General features: G+C 39.4%; 17 protein-coding genes. All 17 read left to right on the top strand.

From position 1 onward, the window contains the following. The first annotated feature begins 73 nt into the window (after positions 1-73). On the top strand, positions 74-841 hold the full coding sequence (locus B1R93_RS21435) for a TatD family hydrolase (protein ID WP_088105950.1): 768 nt from the start codon (positions 74-76) through the stop codon (positions 839-841). 230 nt (positions 842-1071) lie between these two features. Next, positions 1072-2286: a G5 and 3D domain-containing protein gene (locus B1R93_RS21430; RefSeq protein ID WP_088105949.1), complete on the top strand. Its 1215-nt coding sequence runs from the start codon at positions 1072-1074 to the stop codon at positions 2284-2286. Between the two features lie 96 nt (positions 2287-2382). Next, entirely contained in the window at positions 2383-2946 is a 564-nt protein-coding gene (gene rnmV, locus B1R93_RS21425) for a ribonuclease M5 (protein ID WP_088105948.1), read from the top strand. Then, entirely contained in the window at positions 2943-3824 is an 882-nt protein-coding gene (gene rsmA, locus B1R93_RS21420) for a 16S rRNA (adenine(1518)-N(6)/adenine(1519)-N(6))-dimethyltransferase RsmA (RefSeq protein ID WP_088105947.1), read from the top strand. Before rnmV ends, rsmA begins: the two co-directional genes overlap by 4 nt. A gap of 49 nt (positions 3825-3873) precedes the next feature. Next, positions 3874-4731 (top strand): sporulation peptidase YabG, encoded by an 858-nt coding sequence (yabG, locus tag B1R93_RS21415; protein WP_088105946.1) that lies wholly within the window; start codon positions 3874-3876, stop codon positions 4729-4731. 258 nt (positions 4732-4989) lie between these two features. Next, positions 4990-5256, top strand: coding sequence for a biofilm formation stimulator Veg (veg, locus tag B1R93_RS21410; protein WP_088105945.1), 267 nt, complete (start codon positions 4990-4992; stop codon positions 5254-5256). 100 nt (positions 5257-5356) lie between these two features. After that, positions 5357-5542 (top strand): small, acid-soluble spore protein, alpha/beta type, encoded by a 186-nt coding sequence (locus tag B1R93_RS21405; RefSeq protein ID WP_088105944.1) that lies wholly within the window; start codon positions 5357-5359, stop codon positions 5540-5542. 168 nt (positions 5543-5710) lie between these two features. Continuing rightward, positions 5711-6577, top strand: coding sequence for a 4-(cytidine 5'-diphospho)-2-C-methyl-D-erythritol kinase (gene ispE / locus B1R93_RS21400; RefSeq protein ID WP_088105943.1), 867 nt, complete (start codon positions 5711-5713; stop codon positions 6575-6577). Between the two features lie 55 nt (positions 6578-6632). Next, the gene (gene purR, locus B1R93_RS21395) at positions 6633-7484 is read left to right on the top strand and encodes a pur operon repressor (RefSeq protein WP_088105942.1); all 852 of its coding nucleotides are present in this window, start codon (positions 6633-6635) and stop codon (positions 7482-7484) included. Then, entirely contained in the window at positions 7484-7858 is a 375-nt protein-coding gene (ridA, locus tag B1R93_RS21390) for a 2-iminobutanoate/2-iminopropanoate deaminase (protein WP_088105941.1), read from the top strand. The genes purR and ridA overlap by 1 nt, the downstream gene beginning before the upstream one ends. Positions 7859-8087: 229 nt before the next feature. After that, complete coding sequence (gene spoVG, locus B1R93_RS21385) at positions 8088-8381, top strand: septation regulator SpoVG (RefSeq protein ID WP_088105940.1); 294 nt, start codon at positions 8088-8090, stop codon at positions 8379-8381. A gap of 183 nt (positions 8382-8564) precedes the next feature. Beyond that, positions 8565-9920, top strand: coding sequence for a bifunctional UDP-N-acetylglucosamine diphosphorylase/glucosamine-1-phosphate N-acetyltransferase GlmU (gene glmU, locus B1R93_RS21380; protein WP_088105939.1), 1356 nt, complete (start codon positions 8565-8567; stop codon positions 9918-9920). A 36-nt stretch (positions 9921-9956) separates the two neighbouring features. Continuing rightward, positions 9957-10907, top strand: a complete 951-nt coding sequence (locus B1R93_RS21375; protein WP_088105938.1) for a ribose-phosphate diphosphokinase — start codon at positions 9957-9959, stop codon at positions 10905-10907. 126 nt (positions 10908-11033) lie between these two features. Then, positions 11034-11672, top strand: a complete 639-nt coding sequence (locus tag B1R93_RS21370; protein WP_088105937.1) for a 50S ribosomal protein L25/general stress protein Ctc — start codon at positions 11034-11036, stop codon at positions 11670-11672. A gap of 215 nt (positions 11673-11887) precedes the next feature. Next, the gene (gene pth / locus B1R93_RS21365; protein WP_088105936.1) at positions 11888-12445 is read left to right on the top strand and encodes an aminoacyl-tRNA hydrolase; all 558 of its coding nucleotides are present in this window, start codon (positions 11888-11890) and stop codon (positions 12443-12445) included. Positions 12446-12520: 75 nt separating this feature from the next. Next, positions 12521-12748 (top strand): anti-sigma-F factor Fin, encoded by a 228-nt coding sequence (gene fin / locus B1R93_RS21360; RefSeq protein ID WP_088105935.1) that lies wholly within the window; start codon positions 12521-12523, stop codon positions 12746-12748. Positions 12749-13010: 262 nt separating this feature from the next. After that, positions 13011-16556 carry a transcription-repair coupling factor gene (gene mfd / locus B1R93_RS21355; RefSeq protein ID WP_088105934.1) on the top strand — a complete coding sequence of 1182 codons (3546 nt, stop codon included), beginning with the start codon at positions 13011-13013 and terminating at the stop codon, positions 16554-16556. The last annotated feature ends 140 nt before the right edge of the window (positions 16557-16696 follow it).

Here is a 16696-nt window from a genome sequence, read left to right as displayed (position 1 = left end):
GAGGGAGTGAGTTTCTCCCTCCTGTTGTTTTGTTGAATATTATTCCGGAATAATTGTAAAGGAGGTTGTTGACATGTTATTTGATACTCATGTCCATCTTAATGCTGATCAATTTGAAGAAGATGTAGAGGACGTGATGAAACGTGCTGTGGAGGTAGGAGTAAGGGAAATGGTTGTCGTAGGCTTTGATGAAAAGACCATTACTCGTGCGCTGGAATTAGTTAAAGCTTACGAAAATCTATATGCAGCAGTTGGCTGGCATCCTGTTGATGCAGTTGATATGACCGAAAGTCATTTAGAGTGGATTGAGGAGCTTTCGCAGCATCCTAAGGTTGTTGCCTTAGGAGAAATGGGCCTAGATTATCATTGGGATAAGTCGCCAAAGGAGGTCCAAAAAGAGGTGTTTCGAAAGCAAATCCGCTTAGCAAAAAAGGTGAAGATGCCAATTATTATTCATAATCGCGATGCTGACCAAGATATTGTTGATATTCTCAAGGAAGAAGGGGCAGATGAAGTAGGGGGCATCATGCACTGCTTTGGAGGAAGTTTAGAAATCGCGCAAATCTGTTTGAATTTAAATTTCCATATTTCCTTCGGCGGGCCTGTTACATTTAAAAATGCAAAACGTCCAAAAGAAGTGGCGAAAGACATCCCACTTGATCGTCTGCTCATTGAAACAGATTGCCCGTATTTGGCACCTCACCCCAATCGTGGAAAACGGAATGAGCCTGCCTATGTAAAGCTAGTAGCAGAGCAAATTGCGGAGTTACGTGAGATGTCTTATGAACAATTAGCCATAGCAACAAGAAACAATGCAAAAAAACTTTTTGGCATTGTTTGACAAAGAATCATGAAGACCGTTGCCGAAGCTTGTCTAACTTTTTTATGATTCGTTTTTGTTCTACACGAGGAACGTGCTGCATAGATTGGACGTGTCGAGAAGATTTTATTTCATTTGGCGTTAGCATCATGGATAATAAGACTATTGCGCCAATTGAAAAAAATTAAAAAGTTGACAAAGGGAGGTACAGTGTTTATAATTCGGTTCGTTGAGAAGGAGGAATTGATGACATGGAAGCGAACATACGCAAGCTTCTTCCCAGGCAAGTGTTTGGAAAGAGGTTAGTCATCTCCGTCATAAGTCTCATTCTCTTCGTAGGCGTGATGATTTACGCTGTATACGAGACGACGAAGGCAACGGTTACACTTTCACTAGAAGGGGAAGAATATACGGTGCAAACACATGCATCGACTGTTGCTGAATTCATGATGGAGCAAGAATGGAATGTCCAGGAACATGACAAAATTGAGCCAGCGCTTGATGAAAAGATTGCTGGAAATATGGTGATTTCTTGGGAGCCTGCAAAGGAAGTCAATGTTACTATCGAAGGTGAGGAGCAAGTCGTTTGGACAACGGCAGATACAGTAAAAGAACTAATAGATGAACTAGAGATTGCTTATTCTAAACATGATAAGATTGAACCGCCACTTTCAACAGATGTATCCGAAGAAATGGATATAGTCTATGAATCTGCTTTTCAAGTCGAGTTAACTAGTGATGGTGAGCAACGTGAGATTTGGACAACTTCGACGACTGTCGCTGACTTTTTAGAGAGAGAAAATGTTTCGTTAGGAGAACTTGATCGCGTCGAACCGGCGCCAGAAGAGCAAGTAAACGAAGGAACAGATATTCGAGTGATTCGCGTAGAAAAAGTCACCGATGTGGTGGAAGAGACCGTTGCTTTTGGTACGGTTACTCGAAAGGATAATAATTTAGACAACGGGAAAGAGAAGGTAGTTCAGGCTGGAGAAGCCGGTCAAGTGAACAAGCACTATGAAGTCATCCTTGAAGATGGTGAAGAAGTGTCACGGGAGCTTATTGAAACAGAAACTGTTCGCGAGAGCCAAGATAAGATTGTTGCCGTCGGTACGAGACCAACTGCACCTAGTGTCTCTCGTGGTTCAAGTCCAACACAATCTGCTGAAGGCAAGAAAGGCCGAACATTTACTGTTACAGCAACTGCCTATACAGCTTCTTGTAACGGATGTAGTGGTATTACTGCGACTGGAATTAATCTTAATAATAATCGTAATGCCAAGGTAATTGCTGTTGATCCGAACGTTATTCCGTTAGGATCGCGGGTTTATGTGGAAGGATATGGAAATGCAATTGCCGGGGATACAGGTGGCGCAATTAAAGGTAATAAAATTGATGTTCATGTCGCAACACAAGCGGAAGCTCGTCGTTGGGGCCGTAAACAGGTTAAGATCACGATATTAGAATAGTTCTTCTATATGCACAGAGTGAAATCGCTCTGTGCTTTTTTTTTGACTAAAAAAGGGCTACAATAAGAGGACAAATTTAGATTAGGGGCGCGAGCGATGAAAGTAAAAGAAATGATCGTCGTTGAAGGGCGTGACGATACGGTAGCTATTAAACGGGCAGTGGATGCCGATACAATTGAAACAAACGGCTCTGCAGTAAATGAAAAAGTAATTGCTAGAATCGCGTTAGCACAAAAGAGAAGAGGCGTGATAATTCTTACTGATCCGGACTATCCTGGAGAACGCATTCGACGTATCGTAAGTACGAAAGTGCCAGGTTGCAAGCATGCATTTCTACCAAAACATGAGGCGATTTCAAAGAAAGGCGATGACTTAGGGATAGAAAATGCCTCTCCAGAAGCCATAAGAGAAGCATTAAAGCATGTAAAAAAAGAATTCATAGAAGAACCTGTGGAAGTCGTAACGTGGCAGGACCTTCATGCTGCGGGGTTAATAGCAGGTGAGAGGTCAAAGGAACGTCGTGAAAAGCTAGGTCATTTATTAAATATTGGCTATGCAAATGGAAAGCAATTGCATAAACGTCTTCACATGTTTCAAATTAGTGAAGATGAATTTTCAAAAGCGATTAAGCAAGTGTTTGAGGAGGAAAACGAATCATGACAATAAAAGATATAGCAACTCCGCTTCGCACAAAACAAATATTAGAGAAGTATAAGTTTAGCTTTAAGAAAAGCTTAGGACAAAACTTTCTCATTGATACAAATATTCTTCGTAATATTGTTGATGCTGCAGGTGTAACAGGAGAATCTGGTGCAATTGAAATTGGACCAGGAATTGGCGCATTAACGGAGCAGCTTGCTAAACGTGTGGATCAGGTAGTAGCGTTTGAAATTGACCAGCGTCTTCTCCCGGTTCTTAAAGATACGCTAAGCCCGTATCCTAACGTAAACGTAATTCATTCGGATGTGCTTAAGGCTAATATACATCAAGTTATTAAGGAGCAATTTTCTGAAGGAAAAGATCTGATGGTCGTTGCTAATCTGCCCTACTATGTTACGACGCCCATTTTGATGAAACTACTTGAAGAAAAGTTACCAATACGAGGGATTGTTGTGATGATTCAGGCGGAGGTTGCTGATCGTATAGCGGCTAAGCCTGGCTCGAAGGAATATGGTTCATTATCGATTGCTGCCCAATATTATGCAGTTGCAGAGAAGGTAATGACGGTCCCAGCGAGTGTATTTGTTCCACAGCCAAAAGTAGATTCTGCTGTGCTTAGATTAACGATTCGTGAAAAGCCAGCTGTTGATGTATTGGATGAAGGATACTTTTTTAAAGTATTTCATTCTAGCTTCGCGAATCGCCGAAAAACGATTTTAAATAATCTTGTTCATAACCTTGGTCCAAAAGAGAAAAAGGCTGAAATTGAAGCGGCGTTAGCCGAAGCGAATATTGACCCGAGACGTCGTGGTGAAACACTCTCCATTGAAGAGTTTGCAAGGCTAAGTGATTCATTATATAAATCTTTACAAGGCTAGCACCTGTACCCTCCTTCTTACATAGGCTAAGGGAAGAGGAGGAGTGCCGATGAAATTAAGTACAGGAGATATTGTGGCTCGTCTTTCCTATAAGTGTGATTTATTATTTCGTGTTGTTTCCATCGAAGGTCGATATGTAGAATTGGCGGGTGAAGAGATGCGTCTACTTGCCGATGCTCCTATAGACGATATAGTGGTAATCACAGAGAAGGAACAAGAAGAAAGACGGAAGAGAGCAAAGGAAAAAGAAGAACAATCGTATCGCTTATTTCGTCAAGATGCCAAGCTAATGAAACAACGAAATGATTATCATGTCTCATCGGGCTATTCGACAGACGCTTCTTTTTTTGAGCTAAGAGGGCGCGTACTGCACATAGATGGTGATGGACTCTATTTGAGAAAGTGTACTGAGCTTTATGAGCGCTTAGGGGTCCCTGTATATGGTGTGCATCTACATGAAAAGGAAATGCCTGAGCAAATCGCTTCACTTCTAGAAATGGTACAGCCAGATATTGTCGTTGTGACAGGGCATGACGCTTATTTAAAGTCTAGAGGAGAAGAAGGAGACCTGAGGGCGTACCGCAATACAAAATACTTTGCAGAATGCGTTAGAATTGCAAGGAAGCATGTTGCAAACCGTGATAATTTAATCATTTTTGCTGGTGCATGTCAGTCACATTTTGAAACCTTAATTAAGGCAGGAGCAAATTTTGCAAGCTCTCCTGACAGAATTAATATTCATGCACTTGATCCTGTTTATATTGCGTCAAAAGTAAGCATGACATCCTTTATGGATCGCATTGAGCTATGGGATGTTTTAAGAAATACAATTACAGGAGATAAAGGATTAGGTGGCGTTGAAACAAAAGGTGTAATGCGGCGCGGAATGCCAATGAAGTATGACTAGTTTATAATTACCAGTTTGCCCCATTATGAAAGCATAATGGGGCTTAATGCGGTATGTGACAAAGTAATTTTAAAATTTTTACATATTATCTGTCAAAGTTAGACAAAATATAGGATATAGCACGAATAAAAAAAATACACACACATATTTAGTCGAAATTATTGACAATCATCTTGCACAGTTGGTATAATTTTTTATTTATTTGACAAAAAACGTGTAGCGTGCTATAATCATTATACAGTGAGGTGGGGTGTATTAATGGGAAAAACGTTAATAGACATTAAGCGTGCATTAGATGCCAATGTAGGGAAACGGATCACGATTAAGGCAAACGGAGGACGTCGGAAAACGATGGAGCGTTCCGGGCTTCTTGAAGAGACATACCCTTCAGTTTTCATCGTTAAGTTAGATGAACAACAAAATGCCTTCGAACGTGTATCATATAGTTACGCGGATATTTTAACCGAAACCGTTGAATTAATGCTTTGTGACGAAGAAGAAAGTGCTTCTGTTATTAAAGCATAGCAGTAATAAAGTGACTTCCTTTTATTGAGAGGAGGTCATATTTTATGTTTGTTTGCAAACACTAAGATGGTCATCGTTACTACAAAGGAGTTGTTGACCAATGAGCAGAAGACGGGGTGTCATGTCGGAACGCTTTAAGGAAGAGCTAGCGAAGGAACTCGGGTTCTATGAAACCGTTCAACAAGACGGTTGGGGTGGTATTCGTTCTAAGGATGCTGGTAACATGGTTAAACGAGCCATTCAATTAGCTGAGCAACAATTAGTGAACCAACAGCAAACAAAATAGATAACGATGAACAGGGGTGTCTCGGAAGGTTAAGGCCTTTTGAGACACTTTTTTAGTCAGTTGCAATTAAGTAAAAGGACTTTGTAAATAAGGAAAATATGCCTTGATGTGGTATGTTTGCTCCACAAGTGATAAAATAACGTAAGCAAACTATAGAAGGTGACGAGTGTGAAATGTTCAATAAAAGCACCAGCAAAGATAAATTTATCTCTCGATGCTTTGAGAAAACGAAATGATGGCTTTCATGAAGTTGAAATGATTATGACAACGGTCGATTTAGCTGACCGAATTGATTTAACAGTAACAGAAGATGGAACGATAAAGGTAGACGTCTCAGAGGGCTTTGTTCCAAATGACCATCGAAACCTGGCTTATCAAGCTGCTGCCCTTTTACAGGCTCGATTTAATGTTAAGCAGGGTGTATTTATTTATATTACAAAGCGTATTCCTGTAGCTGCTGGTTTGGCTGGTGGAAGCAGTGATGCTGCAGCGACATTAAAAGGGCTAAATGAGCTATGGTCGCTCGGATTATCATTGGACGAGCTTGCAATAATTGGTGCTGAAATAGGTTCTGATGTTTCGTTTTGTGTGTATGGGGGGACAGCCCTTGCAACAGGACGTGGCGAGATTATTCAGCAAATCGATTCACCACCGCCGTGCTGGGTCATCTTAGCAAAACCGCCAATCGGGGTATCAACCGCAGATGTTTATAAAAGGTTAAATGTGGCTAATGTAGAGCATGCAAATACTGAAGCGATGATTGATGCAATCACAAAGCAGGATTTCAAAGGGATTTGTCAAAACCTACATAATGTTCTTGAATCAGTTACGCTTGATTTATATCCAGAAGTACGCAACATTAAAGAGCAAATGAAGCGATTTGGAGCAGATGGAGTCCTCATGAGTGGAAGTGGCCCCACGGTATTTGGACTCGTTGAACGTGAATCAAGACTTCACCGTGTTTATAATGGCTTAAGAGGTTTTTGTAGCCATGTTTATGCAGTGCGGCTTATACGTTCGAACAACACTTGCTAAAAACCGTACAAAAGTGTTATGTTATATGTAAATATTCGGCTTTAGCGGAGGTATTATGAAAAAACTTAAGCGTAGTGGGCGTCTCGTTGATATGACTTATTTTTTATTACAGCATCCACATGAAGTGATTTCACTTACGCATTTTTCAGAACGCTATCAGTCTGCAAAATCCTCTATCAGTGAAGATCTTGTTATCGTTAAAGAAATCTTTGAAGACGAAGGATACGGCTCGTTATTGACTATTCCTGGTGCAAGTGGCGGGGTAAAATACATACCGAGAATGGGACAAGCAGAGGCTGAGGAGCTTGTAGATGGCCTCATTGATAAATTGGCTGTTCCTGAACGAATTTTGCCTGGTGGCTATTTATACATGATGGATTTGCTAGGTAATCCACGTTTTATTCATGAAGTTGGACGGTTATTTGCTGCTGTTTTAGCAGATAAGCGGATCGATGCTGTGATGACTGTAGCAACAAAAGGAATTCCTTTGGCTTATGCGGTCGGTCAGTTTTTAAATGTTCCTGTTAGCATTGTTCGACGTGATCATCGTGTAACAGAGGGCTCAATGGTGAGTATTAATTATGTTAGTGGCTCATCAAAAAGGATACAAACAATGACCCTTGCAAGGCGTAGTTTATCCCCTGGCTCCCGTGTATTTATTGTCGATGATTTTATGAAGGCAGGAGGGACCATCCGTGGGATGATTGACCTTTTGGAAGAATTTCAGGCTGACCTAGTTGGAATTGGTGTACTCGTAGAATCTGTCGGTGTAGAGGAACGGTTAATTGATGACTATATGTCATTGACACGTTTGTCCGATGTGAATGTACGTGAAAAAACGATAAAAGTTGAACCTGGAAACGTATTAGAGCAGTTAACTGTTTATTTTAAGGAGGATGAAATGTAATGAAAGTTGTACATACTAATCAAGCACCAGATGCAATCGGCCCTTATTCACAAGGAATCGTTGTAAACAATATGTTTTATAGTTCAGGACAGATTCCTTTAACGGCAGAAGGTGAGCTTTTACAGGGAAATGTTCAAGAACAAACACATCAAGTATTTAATAACCTTAAAGCGGTTCTTACTGAAGCTGGGGCTTCGTTTGAAACGGTTGTAAAAGCAACAGTGTTTATTAAGGATATGAACGACTTTCCACTTATCAATGAAGTATACGGAGAGTACTTTAATACGCATAAGCCAGCTCGCTCATGTGTTGAGGTTGCTCGTTTACCGAAAGATGTTTTAGTAGAAATTGAGGTTATTGCTCTTGTGAAGTAATGTTCATCCCAAAAGGTCATAACCGACCTTTTGGGATACGTTCTTTTTTTGTAATAAAGAAGTAGTTTAATAGAAAAATACATAGTTGAAAGCGTTGCCAATAAGGTTTTTCAAAATATTTTGAAAAAAAAGCGTCTTTTTAAAAATTTTTTGTTTTATAAGAAGGAATTTTGGTTTTTTTCGAGAATTGGTATATCATGAAAAACATTCTATTAGGTGGTGGGACATCATGCAAGTTACAGATGTAAGGTTACGTCGTGTGAATACAGAAGGTCGGATGCGCGCAATCGCTTCAATAACGATTGACCATGAATTTGTTGTTCATGACATCCGTGTAATTGACGGAAATAATGGTTTATTTGTAGCAATGCCAAGTAAACGAACACCGGATGGAGAATTTAGAGATATTGCACATCCTATTTCTTCACAAACTAGAGAAAAGATTCAGTCAGCTGTTTTGCAAGAATATGAGCGAGTTGGCGATTATGAAGAGTTAGAGTTCGAAGAAGCAGGTGCTTCCTAAAAGAGGAGAAGTCTCACGAAAACGTGGGGCTTCTTTTTTTTCGTGATAAAGAAATAAATTGAAATCTTAAGTAAGGAAATTCATGAACTCGACATAACTTCTATAAATCTATCCTTTCGATCCTTGAAATGGTGAGCATTTTAGGATATATTCGTAAGGGAAAAATGAACCTGGGGGGAAACCATGAGCAATCGTTATGCGGTGATTTTAGCAGCTGGTCAAGGTACAAGGATGAAGTCAAAATTATATAAAGTCCTCCATCCTGTGTGTGGAAAACCTATGGTTCAACATGTTGTTGATCAAGTCTCTGTGTTAGGCTTTGATGAAATTGTAACAATTGTTGGATTCGGTGCAGATGTGGTACAGGAGCAGCTTGGTGAACAAGTAGAGTATGCGGTCCAAGAGCAACAACTTGGAACAGGGCATGCTGTAATGCAAGCGGAAGCTGTTTTAGGAGAGAAAAAAGGGACGACGGTTGTCCTTTGTGGCGATACACCGTTGTTAACAGCAAAGACAATCCAAGATTTACTTACCCATCATGAGCAGGAATCAGCCAAAGCCACTGTTTTAACAGCTCATGCAGAAGATCCATCAGGGTACGGAAGAATTGTTCGAAACCAAGAAGGACTTGTTGAACGAATTGTTGAGCATAAAGATGCTACGGTTGAAGAGAAAGAAATCAAGGAAATTAACACGGGTACTTATTGTTTTGATAATGAATTTCTTTTTAACACATTGAAAAAAGTAGGAAATGATAATGCTCAGGGCGAGTATTATTTACCAGATGTCATTGAAATTCTAAAAAAAGCTGGTGAAACAATTGCCGCTTATCAAACTTCTTCGTTTGAGGAAACCTTAGGGGTGAATGATCGAGTTGCACTTTCTCAAGCAGAGGCGATTATGAAACGTCGTATCAATGAGAAGTGGATGAGAAATGGCGTGACATTGATTGATCCAGAACAAACGTATATTTCAGTAGAAGCCTCAATTGGCCAGGATACAGTGATATACCCTGGCACGAGCCTAATTGGCAAAACAGAGATTGGCTCTGATTGTATCATTGGGCCACAAACTGAAATTAAGCAAAGTAAAATTGGCAATGGCACAGTGATTAGGCAATCGGTTGTTTATGATAGCGAAGTAGGGAGTCAGGTATCGATTGGACCATTTGCACACATTCGACCAAACAGTGAAATTGGCGATGATGTTCGAATTGGCAACTTTGTTGAGGTGAAAAAATCAACTTTAGGAAAAGGAAGTAAAGCTTCACATCTAAGCTATATTGGCGATGCTGATATTGGTGAAAATGTGAATTTTAGCTGTGGTGCGGTTACTGTCAATTATGATGGAAAAAATAAGTTTTTAACGAAAATTGAAGATGGTGCTTTCATTGGCTGTAATGCAAATTTAATTGCCCCTGTGACAATTGGAAAGCATGCATTAGTCGCTGCAGGTTCAACGATTACTGACAATGTACCAGGTGAAGCACTATCGATTGCTCGTGCACGACAAACAAATAAAGAAGGATACGTAAAATAATTAAGCGATCAATAAATGCGGAGGGAATAAAAAGAAATGGCTAAATATGGAGATCCAAGTTTAAAGGTTTTCACATTAAATTCTAATAAGGATTTAGCGTACGAAATTACTGAGAAAATTGGCGTTTCAATGGGAAAAAGCTCCGTCACTCGTTTTAGTGACGGAGAGGTTCAAATTAATATTGAGGAAAGTATTCGTGGATGTGATGTTTATTTAATTCAATCCACTTCAGCTCCAACAAATGAGCATATTATGGAGCTTTTGATTATGATTGACGCTTTAAAGCGTGCTTCCGCAAAAACGATTAACGTTGTAATGCCTTATTACGGTTATGGTCGACAAGACCGTAAAGCACGTGCTCGTGAGCCGATTACGGCCAAATTAGTCGCAAACCTAATTGAAACAGCTGGGGCGACGCGTGTTTTGACTCTTGATTTACATGCAACACAAATCCAAGGGTTCTTTGATATTCCAGTGGATCAACTTGTAGGTGTCCCTATTTTAGCCGATTTCTTTAAGGAAAAACAGCTTGAAGATGTTGTTATTGTATCGCCTGACCATGGTGGTGTTGTTCGTGCGCGAAAAATGGCGGATCGTTTAAAAGCACCTATTGCTATTATCGATAAACGTCGACCTAAGCCAAATGTATCAGAGGTTATGAATATAGTTGGTGATGTACAGGGGAAAACATGTATTATCATCGATGATATTATCGATACAGCGGGAACAATCACGTTAGCAGCGAACGCACTTGTTGAATACGGTGCAAAAGAAGTGTATGCATGCTGTACGCATCCGGTATTATCAGGACCTGCAATTGAGCGTATCCAAAATTCAAAAATTAAAGAATTGGTTGTTACAAACACAATCCCTCTTGAAGAAGATAAAAAGATCGATAAAATCAGGACTTTGTCAGTTGCACAGCTTATGGCGGAAGCAATTATTCGTGTTCATGAGCATGCATCAGTAAGTACATTATTTGATTAAGTTTATGTGGAATGAAAAAAAATAGAAGCGCAAAATTTGTCCCATTTTTATACTCGAACGTTTATTTTTTCTATTTAGGGGAAGACAAGATATAGAGAGTTGAATTCTAAATAGAGGTGAGTAATCATGGCAACAATCTTAAAAGCAGCACCGCGTGAGGATCTAAGAGGTTCAGCAACGAGGAGAATTCGTAAGGAAGGGTATGTTCCTGGAATATTGTATGGTAATAAGATTGAAAGCCAGCCTGTTTCTGTAGAAGGTGTTGAATTTCTTAAAACAGTGCGTGAAAATGGGATAAATGGTTTGTTCTCATTGGAGTTAAACGGTAAGGACAAGCATCAAGTAATGATTCATGATGTACAACGCGATCCTTTAAAAAATGAATTCCTCCATATTGACTTTTTTGAAGTTGATATGAAGTCTGAAATTGATGTTGATGTAGCAGTAAGGTTAACAGGAGAAGCCCCTGGTGAAAAAGAGGGCGGGATTGTTTCACATTTGTTATATCATCTATCCGTCAGATGTTTACCGACTGACATTCCTGAGGAAATTACTGTCGATATCTCCAACTTAAATATTGGTGATTCGATTCAAGTAGGAGACATCCGTTCAGCTGTAAGTGTTGAAATAAATCAAGAAGATGAGGAAACAATCGTAACCATTCAACCACCAGCTGCCGAACAGGAGCCTGGACAATTAGAGGAAGAAGAAACAGGGGCCGAAATGGAATCAGGTACCGAAGAAGAACAAACGGAAAACGAATAACATAGATTCGAAGGGGCTGTTTCAAAAGCTTAATGCGTGCATAGCAATGGCTCCGTTCGCTACGCGCCTTACGATGAGAATTCCACTCATCGTAAGGCTTTTAAAAGATGTAGCCTACGCTCATTGCATGAAGGCTGTGCCAAAAGGTTAAAAACAACCTTTTGGCACAGCCTCTTTCAGAAAAGAAAAGACGGATAGTGAAAGTGGGGAAGAGGATGAAATTAATTGTCGGTCTAGGTAACCCAGGTGAGAAATATAGCGGTACGAGACACAACATCGGTTTTGACATCATTGACCATTGTGCAAGTGAGTTAAACATCGAGTTAAATCAAACGAAGTTTAAAGGGGTCTTTGGATCCGCAGTTATAAATGGAGAGAAAGTTTTTTTATTAAAGCCACTTACATATATGAATTTATCCGGGGAGTCAGTGCGTCCATTTTTGGATTATTTTCAAATTGACATAGAAGATCTTGTTGTCGTTTATGATGATTTAGACCTGCCTGTTGGAAAAATAAGACTTCGCCAAAAAGGAAGTGCGGGTGGACATAATGGCATTAAATCATTGATTCAGCATTTTGGTACACAGGAATTTAATCGAATTCGTGTAGGAATCGATCGCCCGAAAAATGGTGAACCGATTGTTAACTATGTACTCGGTCGTTATCATCCAGAAGAAAAAGAATCGGTTCATCAGTCAATCATTACATCTGGAAAGGCGATTGAAGCTTGGATTACGACGCCGTTTCTCGAAGTCATGAATAAGTTTAATTAATTTGTATACCCCTTCCTTGTATGGTCCATACTACAAATGTGAACTTCTACCTCGTAAGGGAGGGTTGAATAATTAATGTCTATTCATTACAAATGCCGTCATTGTGGTACATCGGTTGGTCAGTTAACAGAACATGTTGACGCTGATGCTCTTGGTTTTCATCATTTAGATAACGAAGAACGTACGGATATGGTATCATATGAAGCAAATGGTGATATTCATGTTAAAGTAATTTGTGAAGACTGCCATGAAGCGTTAACGAGAAATCCTGAATTTTATGAATTAGAATCTTTTATTCAATAATGTCATAAGCAAGAGAGCTTTGGCTTAGCAGGCCAAAGCATTTTTCTGTTGTTAATTTTTTAAAGGAGCTAGTGATTTTCTAATTTAAAAGAGGGTTTTTCGCATTTTCAAAGAATTTAGGGTAGATGAGGTTTTTTAACTGAACGGAAAGACGATGTTTAAGACATATTATTAGGGAAACTGGAGTATTTTTAATCATATTTAATATGTAACTTTAAAAGTAGACTCTACTAACTAGAATGATCATAGCAGGGGGAAAGGTATGTTAGGATTACAAAATTATTTTCTGTCTAGCCAGGAAATTAAAGCGGTTTCGACTGCTCTTGAATCAAATATGAAGGAACAGCTACTTTCCGGTTTAACAGGGTCAGCTCGAACGTTAGTGATGGCCTCTTTGTTTCGTGAGACGAAACGAACGCAGTTAGTCATCACACATAATTTATTTCAAGCTCAAAAACTATATGATGATTTAACAGATTTATTAGGTGAGGACCACGTATTTTTATATCCAGTAAATGAACTGATTTCCTCGGAAATTGCGATCGCAAGCCCTGAAATGAAGGCTCAACGAATTGAGGTATTAAATAATCTTGTACATAAGTTTAATGGGATTGTCATAGTTCCTTTAGCAGGAGTAAGGCGACTTTTACCTCCGAAAGAGCTTTGGAGGAATTCTTTGCTGAATGTTGTGGTTGGCTCAGATATCGGGGACATTCAATCATTCATTGAGAAGCTAATCGAGATAGGCTTCCAGAGAGTCGATATGGTCTCATCTCCTGGTGAAGTAAGTGTACGCGGGGGAATTATTGACTTATTTCCTTTAACAGAGGAGGATCCGATTCGTATCGAGTTATTTGATACGGAAATTGATTCAATACGCAGTTTTACAATTGAAAATCAACGTTCAAAAGCAGAATTAAAAAGCGTGATTATAAGTCCAGTTCAAGAAATTATCTTATTACAAAAACATTATGAACAGGCAGCTTTAAAACTATCAGAGAGTCTGACGAATAGCTTAAAGAAGGTTAAAGCAAAGCAAATAAAGGAAAAGCTTTCTCAAAATATCTCGTATGAAATTGGACAGTTAAAACAAAAGTCTAGTTTTCAAGGGATGTACAAATACATGTCCTTGTATTATGAAGAAAAGAATTCAATTTTATCTTATTTACCTGACGATACTGTCATTATCATCGATGAGATGAGTCGTGTAAAAGAAATGGAAGACCATCTACAAAAAGAGGAAGCAGAGTGGAATACAGCTTTACTGGAGCAGGGGGAAGTAGTACATGACGTTACAATGTCACTTGATGTATTTGAAACGATCAAACAAGCACCCTCACCGGTTATCTATTTATCACTATTTCTTAAGCATGTCGCTTCTACAAATCCGCAAAATGTCTTAAGCTTTACGTGCAAATCAATGCAAAGCTTCCATGGTCAAATGCAGCTGCTTCAATCTGAGGTGAAAAGATGGGAAAAGGCCGGAAATGCAATTGTATTTATTGCAGGCTCAAAGGATCGAGCGAATCGATTGTCTCTTAATCTTGAAGATGAAGGGATTCATGCTCGTGTAGTAGAGCGGGCAACTGAGTTAGTTAATGGCCATGTTCATATTATGCTTGGACAGTTGCATAGCGGCTTTGAACTTTCGATGCAAAAGCTTGTTGTTATTACGGAAGAAGAAGTCTTTGCTAAGCAAACGAAGCGCACGCCAAGAAAACAGAAAATTTCAAATGCAGAACGAATTAAAAGTTATTCTGAGCTAAAGGTGGGTGACCTCGTTGTCCATACGAACCATGGGATTGGTAAGTATTTAGGGGTTGAGACACTTGAGATTAATGGTATTCATAAAGATTATTTACATCTTCGTTATGCTGGAAATGATAAGCTATACGTTCCAGTAGAACAAATTGATCAAGTTCAAAAATATGTAGGTTCGGAAGAGAAGGACCCTAAAATTTACGCGTTGGGTGGAAATGACTGGAAGAAGGTGAAACGTCGAGTTCAATCTTCGGTAGAAGACATCGCGGATGACCTCATTAAGCTGTATGCTGAACGTGAAGCAAGCAAAGGCTATGCCTTCTCGAAAGACGGGGTTGAACAAGCAGAATTTGAATCTTCATTCCAATACCAAGAAACAGAGGATCAACTAAGAGCTATTACAGAGATAAAGGAAGATATGGAACGGGAACGACCAATGGACCGATTATTGTGTGGGGATGTTGGATATGGGAAAACCGAAGTGGCCATCCGGGCAGCCTTCAAAGCCATTATGGATGGAAAACAAGTGGCCATCCTTGTGCCAACAACGATTCTTGCACAGCAGCACTATGAGACGATTCAGGAGAGATTCGCGGATCACCCAATAAATATTGGTGTATTAAGTCGTTTCCGCTCACGTAAAGAGCAAAATGAAACGTTAAGAGGAGTCAAAGCTGGTTCAGTTGACTTAGTCGTTGGTACACACCGTCTTTTATCAAAGGATGTTGTATTTAAAGATTTGGGTCTTTTAGTAGTCGATGAAGAGCAACGCTTTGGTGTAACGCATAAAGAAAAGATAAAACAAATGAAAGCAAACATAGATGTATTGACATTAACGGCAACGCCAATCCCTCGGACACTTCATATGTCGATGCTAGGAGTACGTGATTTATCCGTCATTGAAACTCCACCGGAAAATCGATTTCCAGTTCAAACATATGTTGTTGAATATAATGGTTCTCTTGTAAGAGAAGCCATTGAACGAGAGCTTACACGTGGAGGTCAAGTATATGTTCTTTATAATCGGGTTGAGGATATTGAGCGTATCTCTGAACAAATCTCAATGCTCGTACCTGATGCACGTGTTTCATTTGCCCATGGACAAATGAACGAACGAGAACTAGAAGGAATAATGCTTGATTTCCTTGAGGGTAACAGTGATGTATTGGTTACGACGACTATCATTGAGACCGGTGTCGATATTCCTAATGTAAACACGCTTATTATTTATGATGCGGATAAGATGGGATTGTCCCAGCTATACCAGATCCGTGGTCGTGTAGGACGTTCAAACAGAGTAGCCTATGCTTACTTTACGTACCAACGTGATAAAGTGTTAACAGAAGTTGCTGAAAAACGATTGCAGGCAATAAAGGAATTTACTGAATTAGGATCTGGATTTAAGATTGCGATGCGTGACTTAACGATTCGTGGAGCGGGTAATCTTCTTGGTGCACAACAACATGGATATATTGAATCTGTAGGTTTTGATTTATATTCACAAATGCTGAAGGAAGCGATTGAAGAGCGAAAAGGAGATAAACCTAAGGAGCCGGCATTCCAAGTTGAGATGGATATTAAGGTTGACGCTTATATCCCTGAATCGTACATTGCAGATGCAAAGCAAAAGATTGAAATGTACAAACGTTTTAAAGGGATTGAAGAGCTTGAGGAATTGAGGGATCTCCAGGATGAAATGTTTGACCGATTCGGTGAATACCCGAAACAAGTTGACTATTTGTTACGACTAACCAAAATCAAATTACATGCAAATCAAGAAAAAATTGAACAAATCGTGGAGTCAAAGGATACGGTTTCGATTTTATTATCACTGGAAACATCACAAAAAATGGATGGCGCCAAACTATTTGAAATTGCACATAAGCTTGGAAGGAATGTCTCACTTGGAACAGCAGGGGAACAAATTAAATTTTCGGTGAAAACGAAAAATGTAGATGATGAGACATTGTTGAAAACAATTGAAAATATTGTAGAAAACATTCCAAAATCTAAAAAAGAAGGAAAGGCTGCTCAAACCATGTCATAACAGTCTTGAGCCCACTTTCTTATTTAACTTGACTGATAAGGTGAACAAACAAATTCATAAAATGGTGAATAGTTCTTTTGTAAAGAAGGATAATAGAGGTAAGAAACGAAATGATTTAACAAAAAAAGTTCACAAATCAT

Source organism: Halalkalibacter urbisdiaboli (genome assembly GCF_002156385.1).
Lineage (GTDB): Bacteria > Bacillota > Bacilli > Bacillales > Bacillaceae_D > Halalkalibacter_A > Halalkalibacter_A urbisdiaboli.
This window is presented reverse-complemented; position numbering and strand designations above follow the sequence as displayed.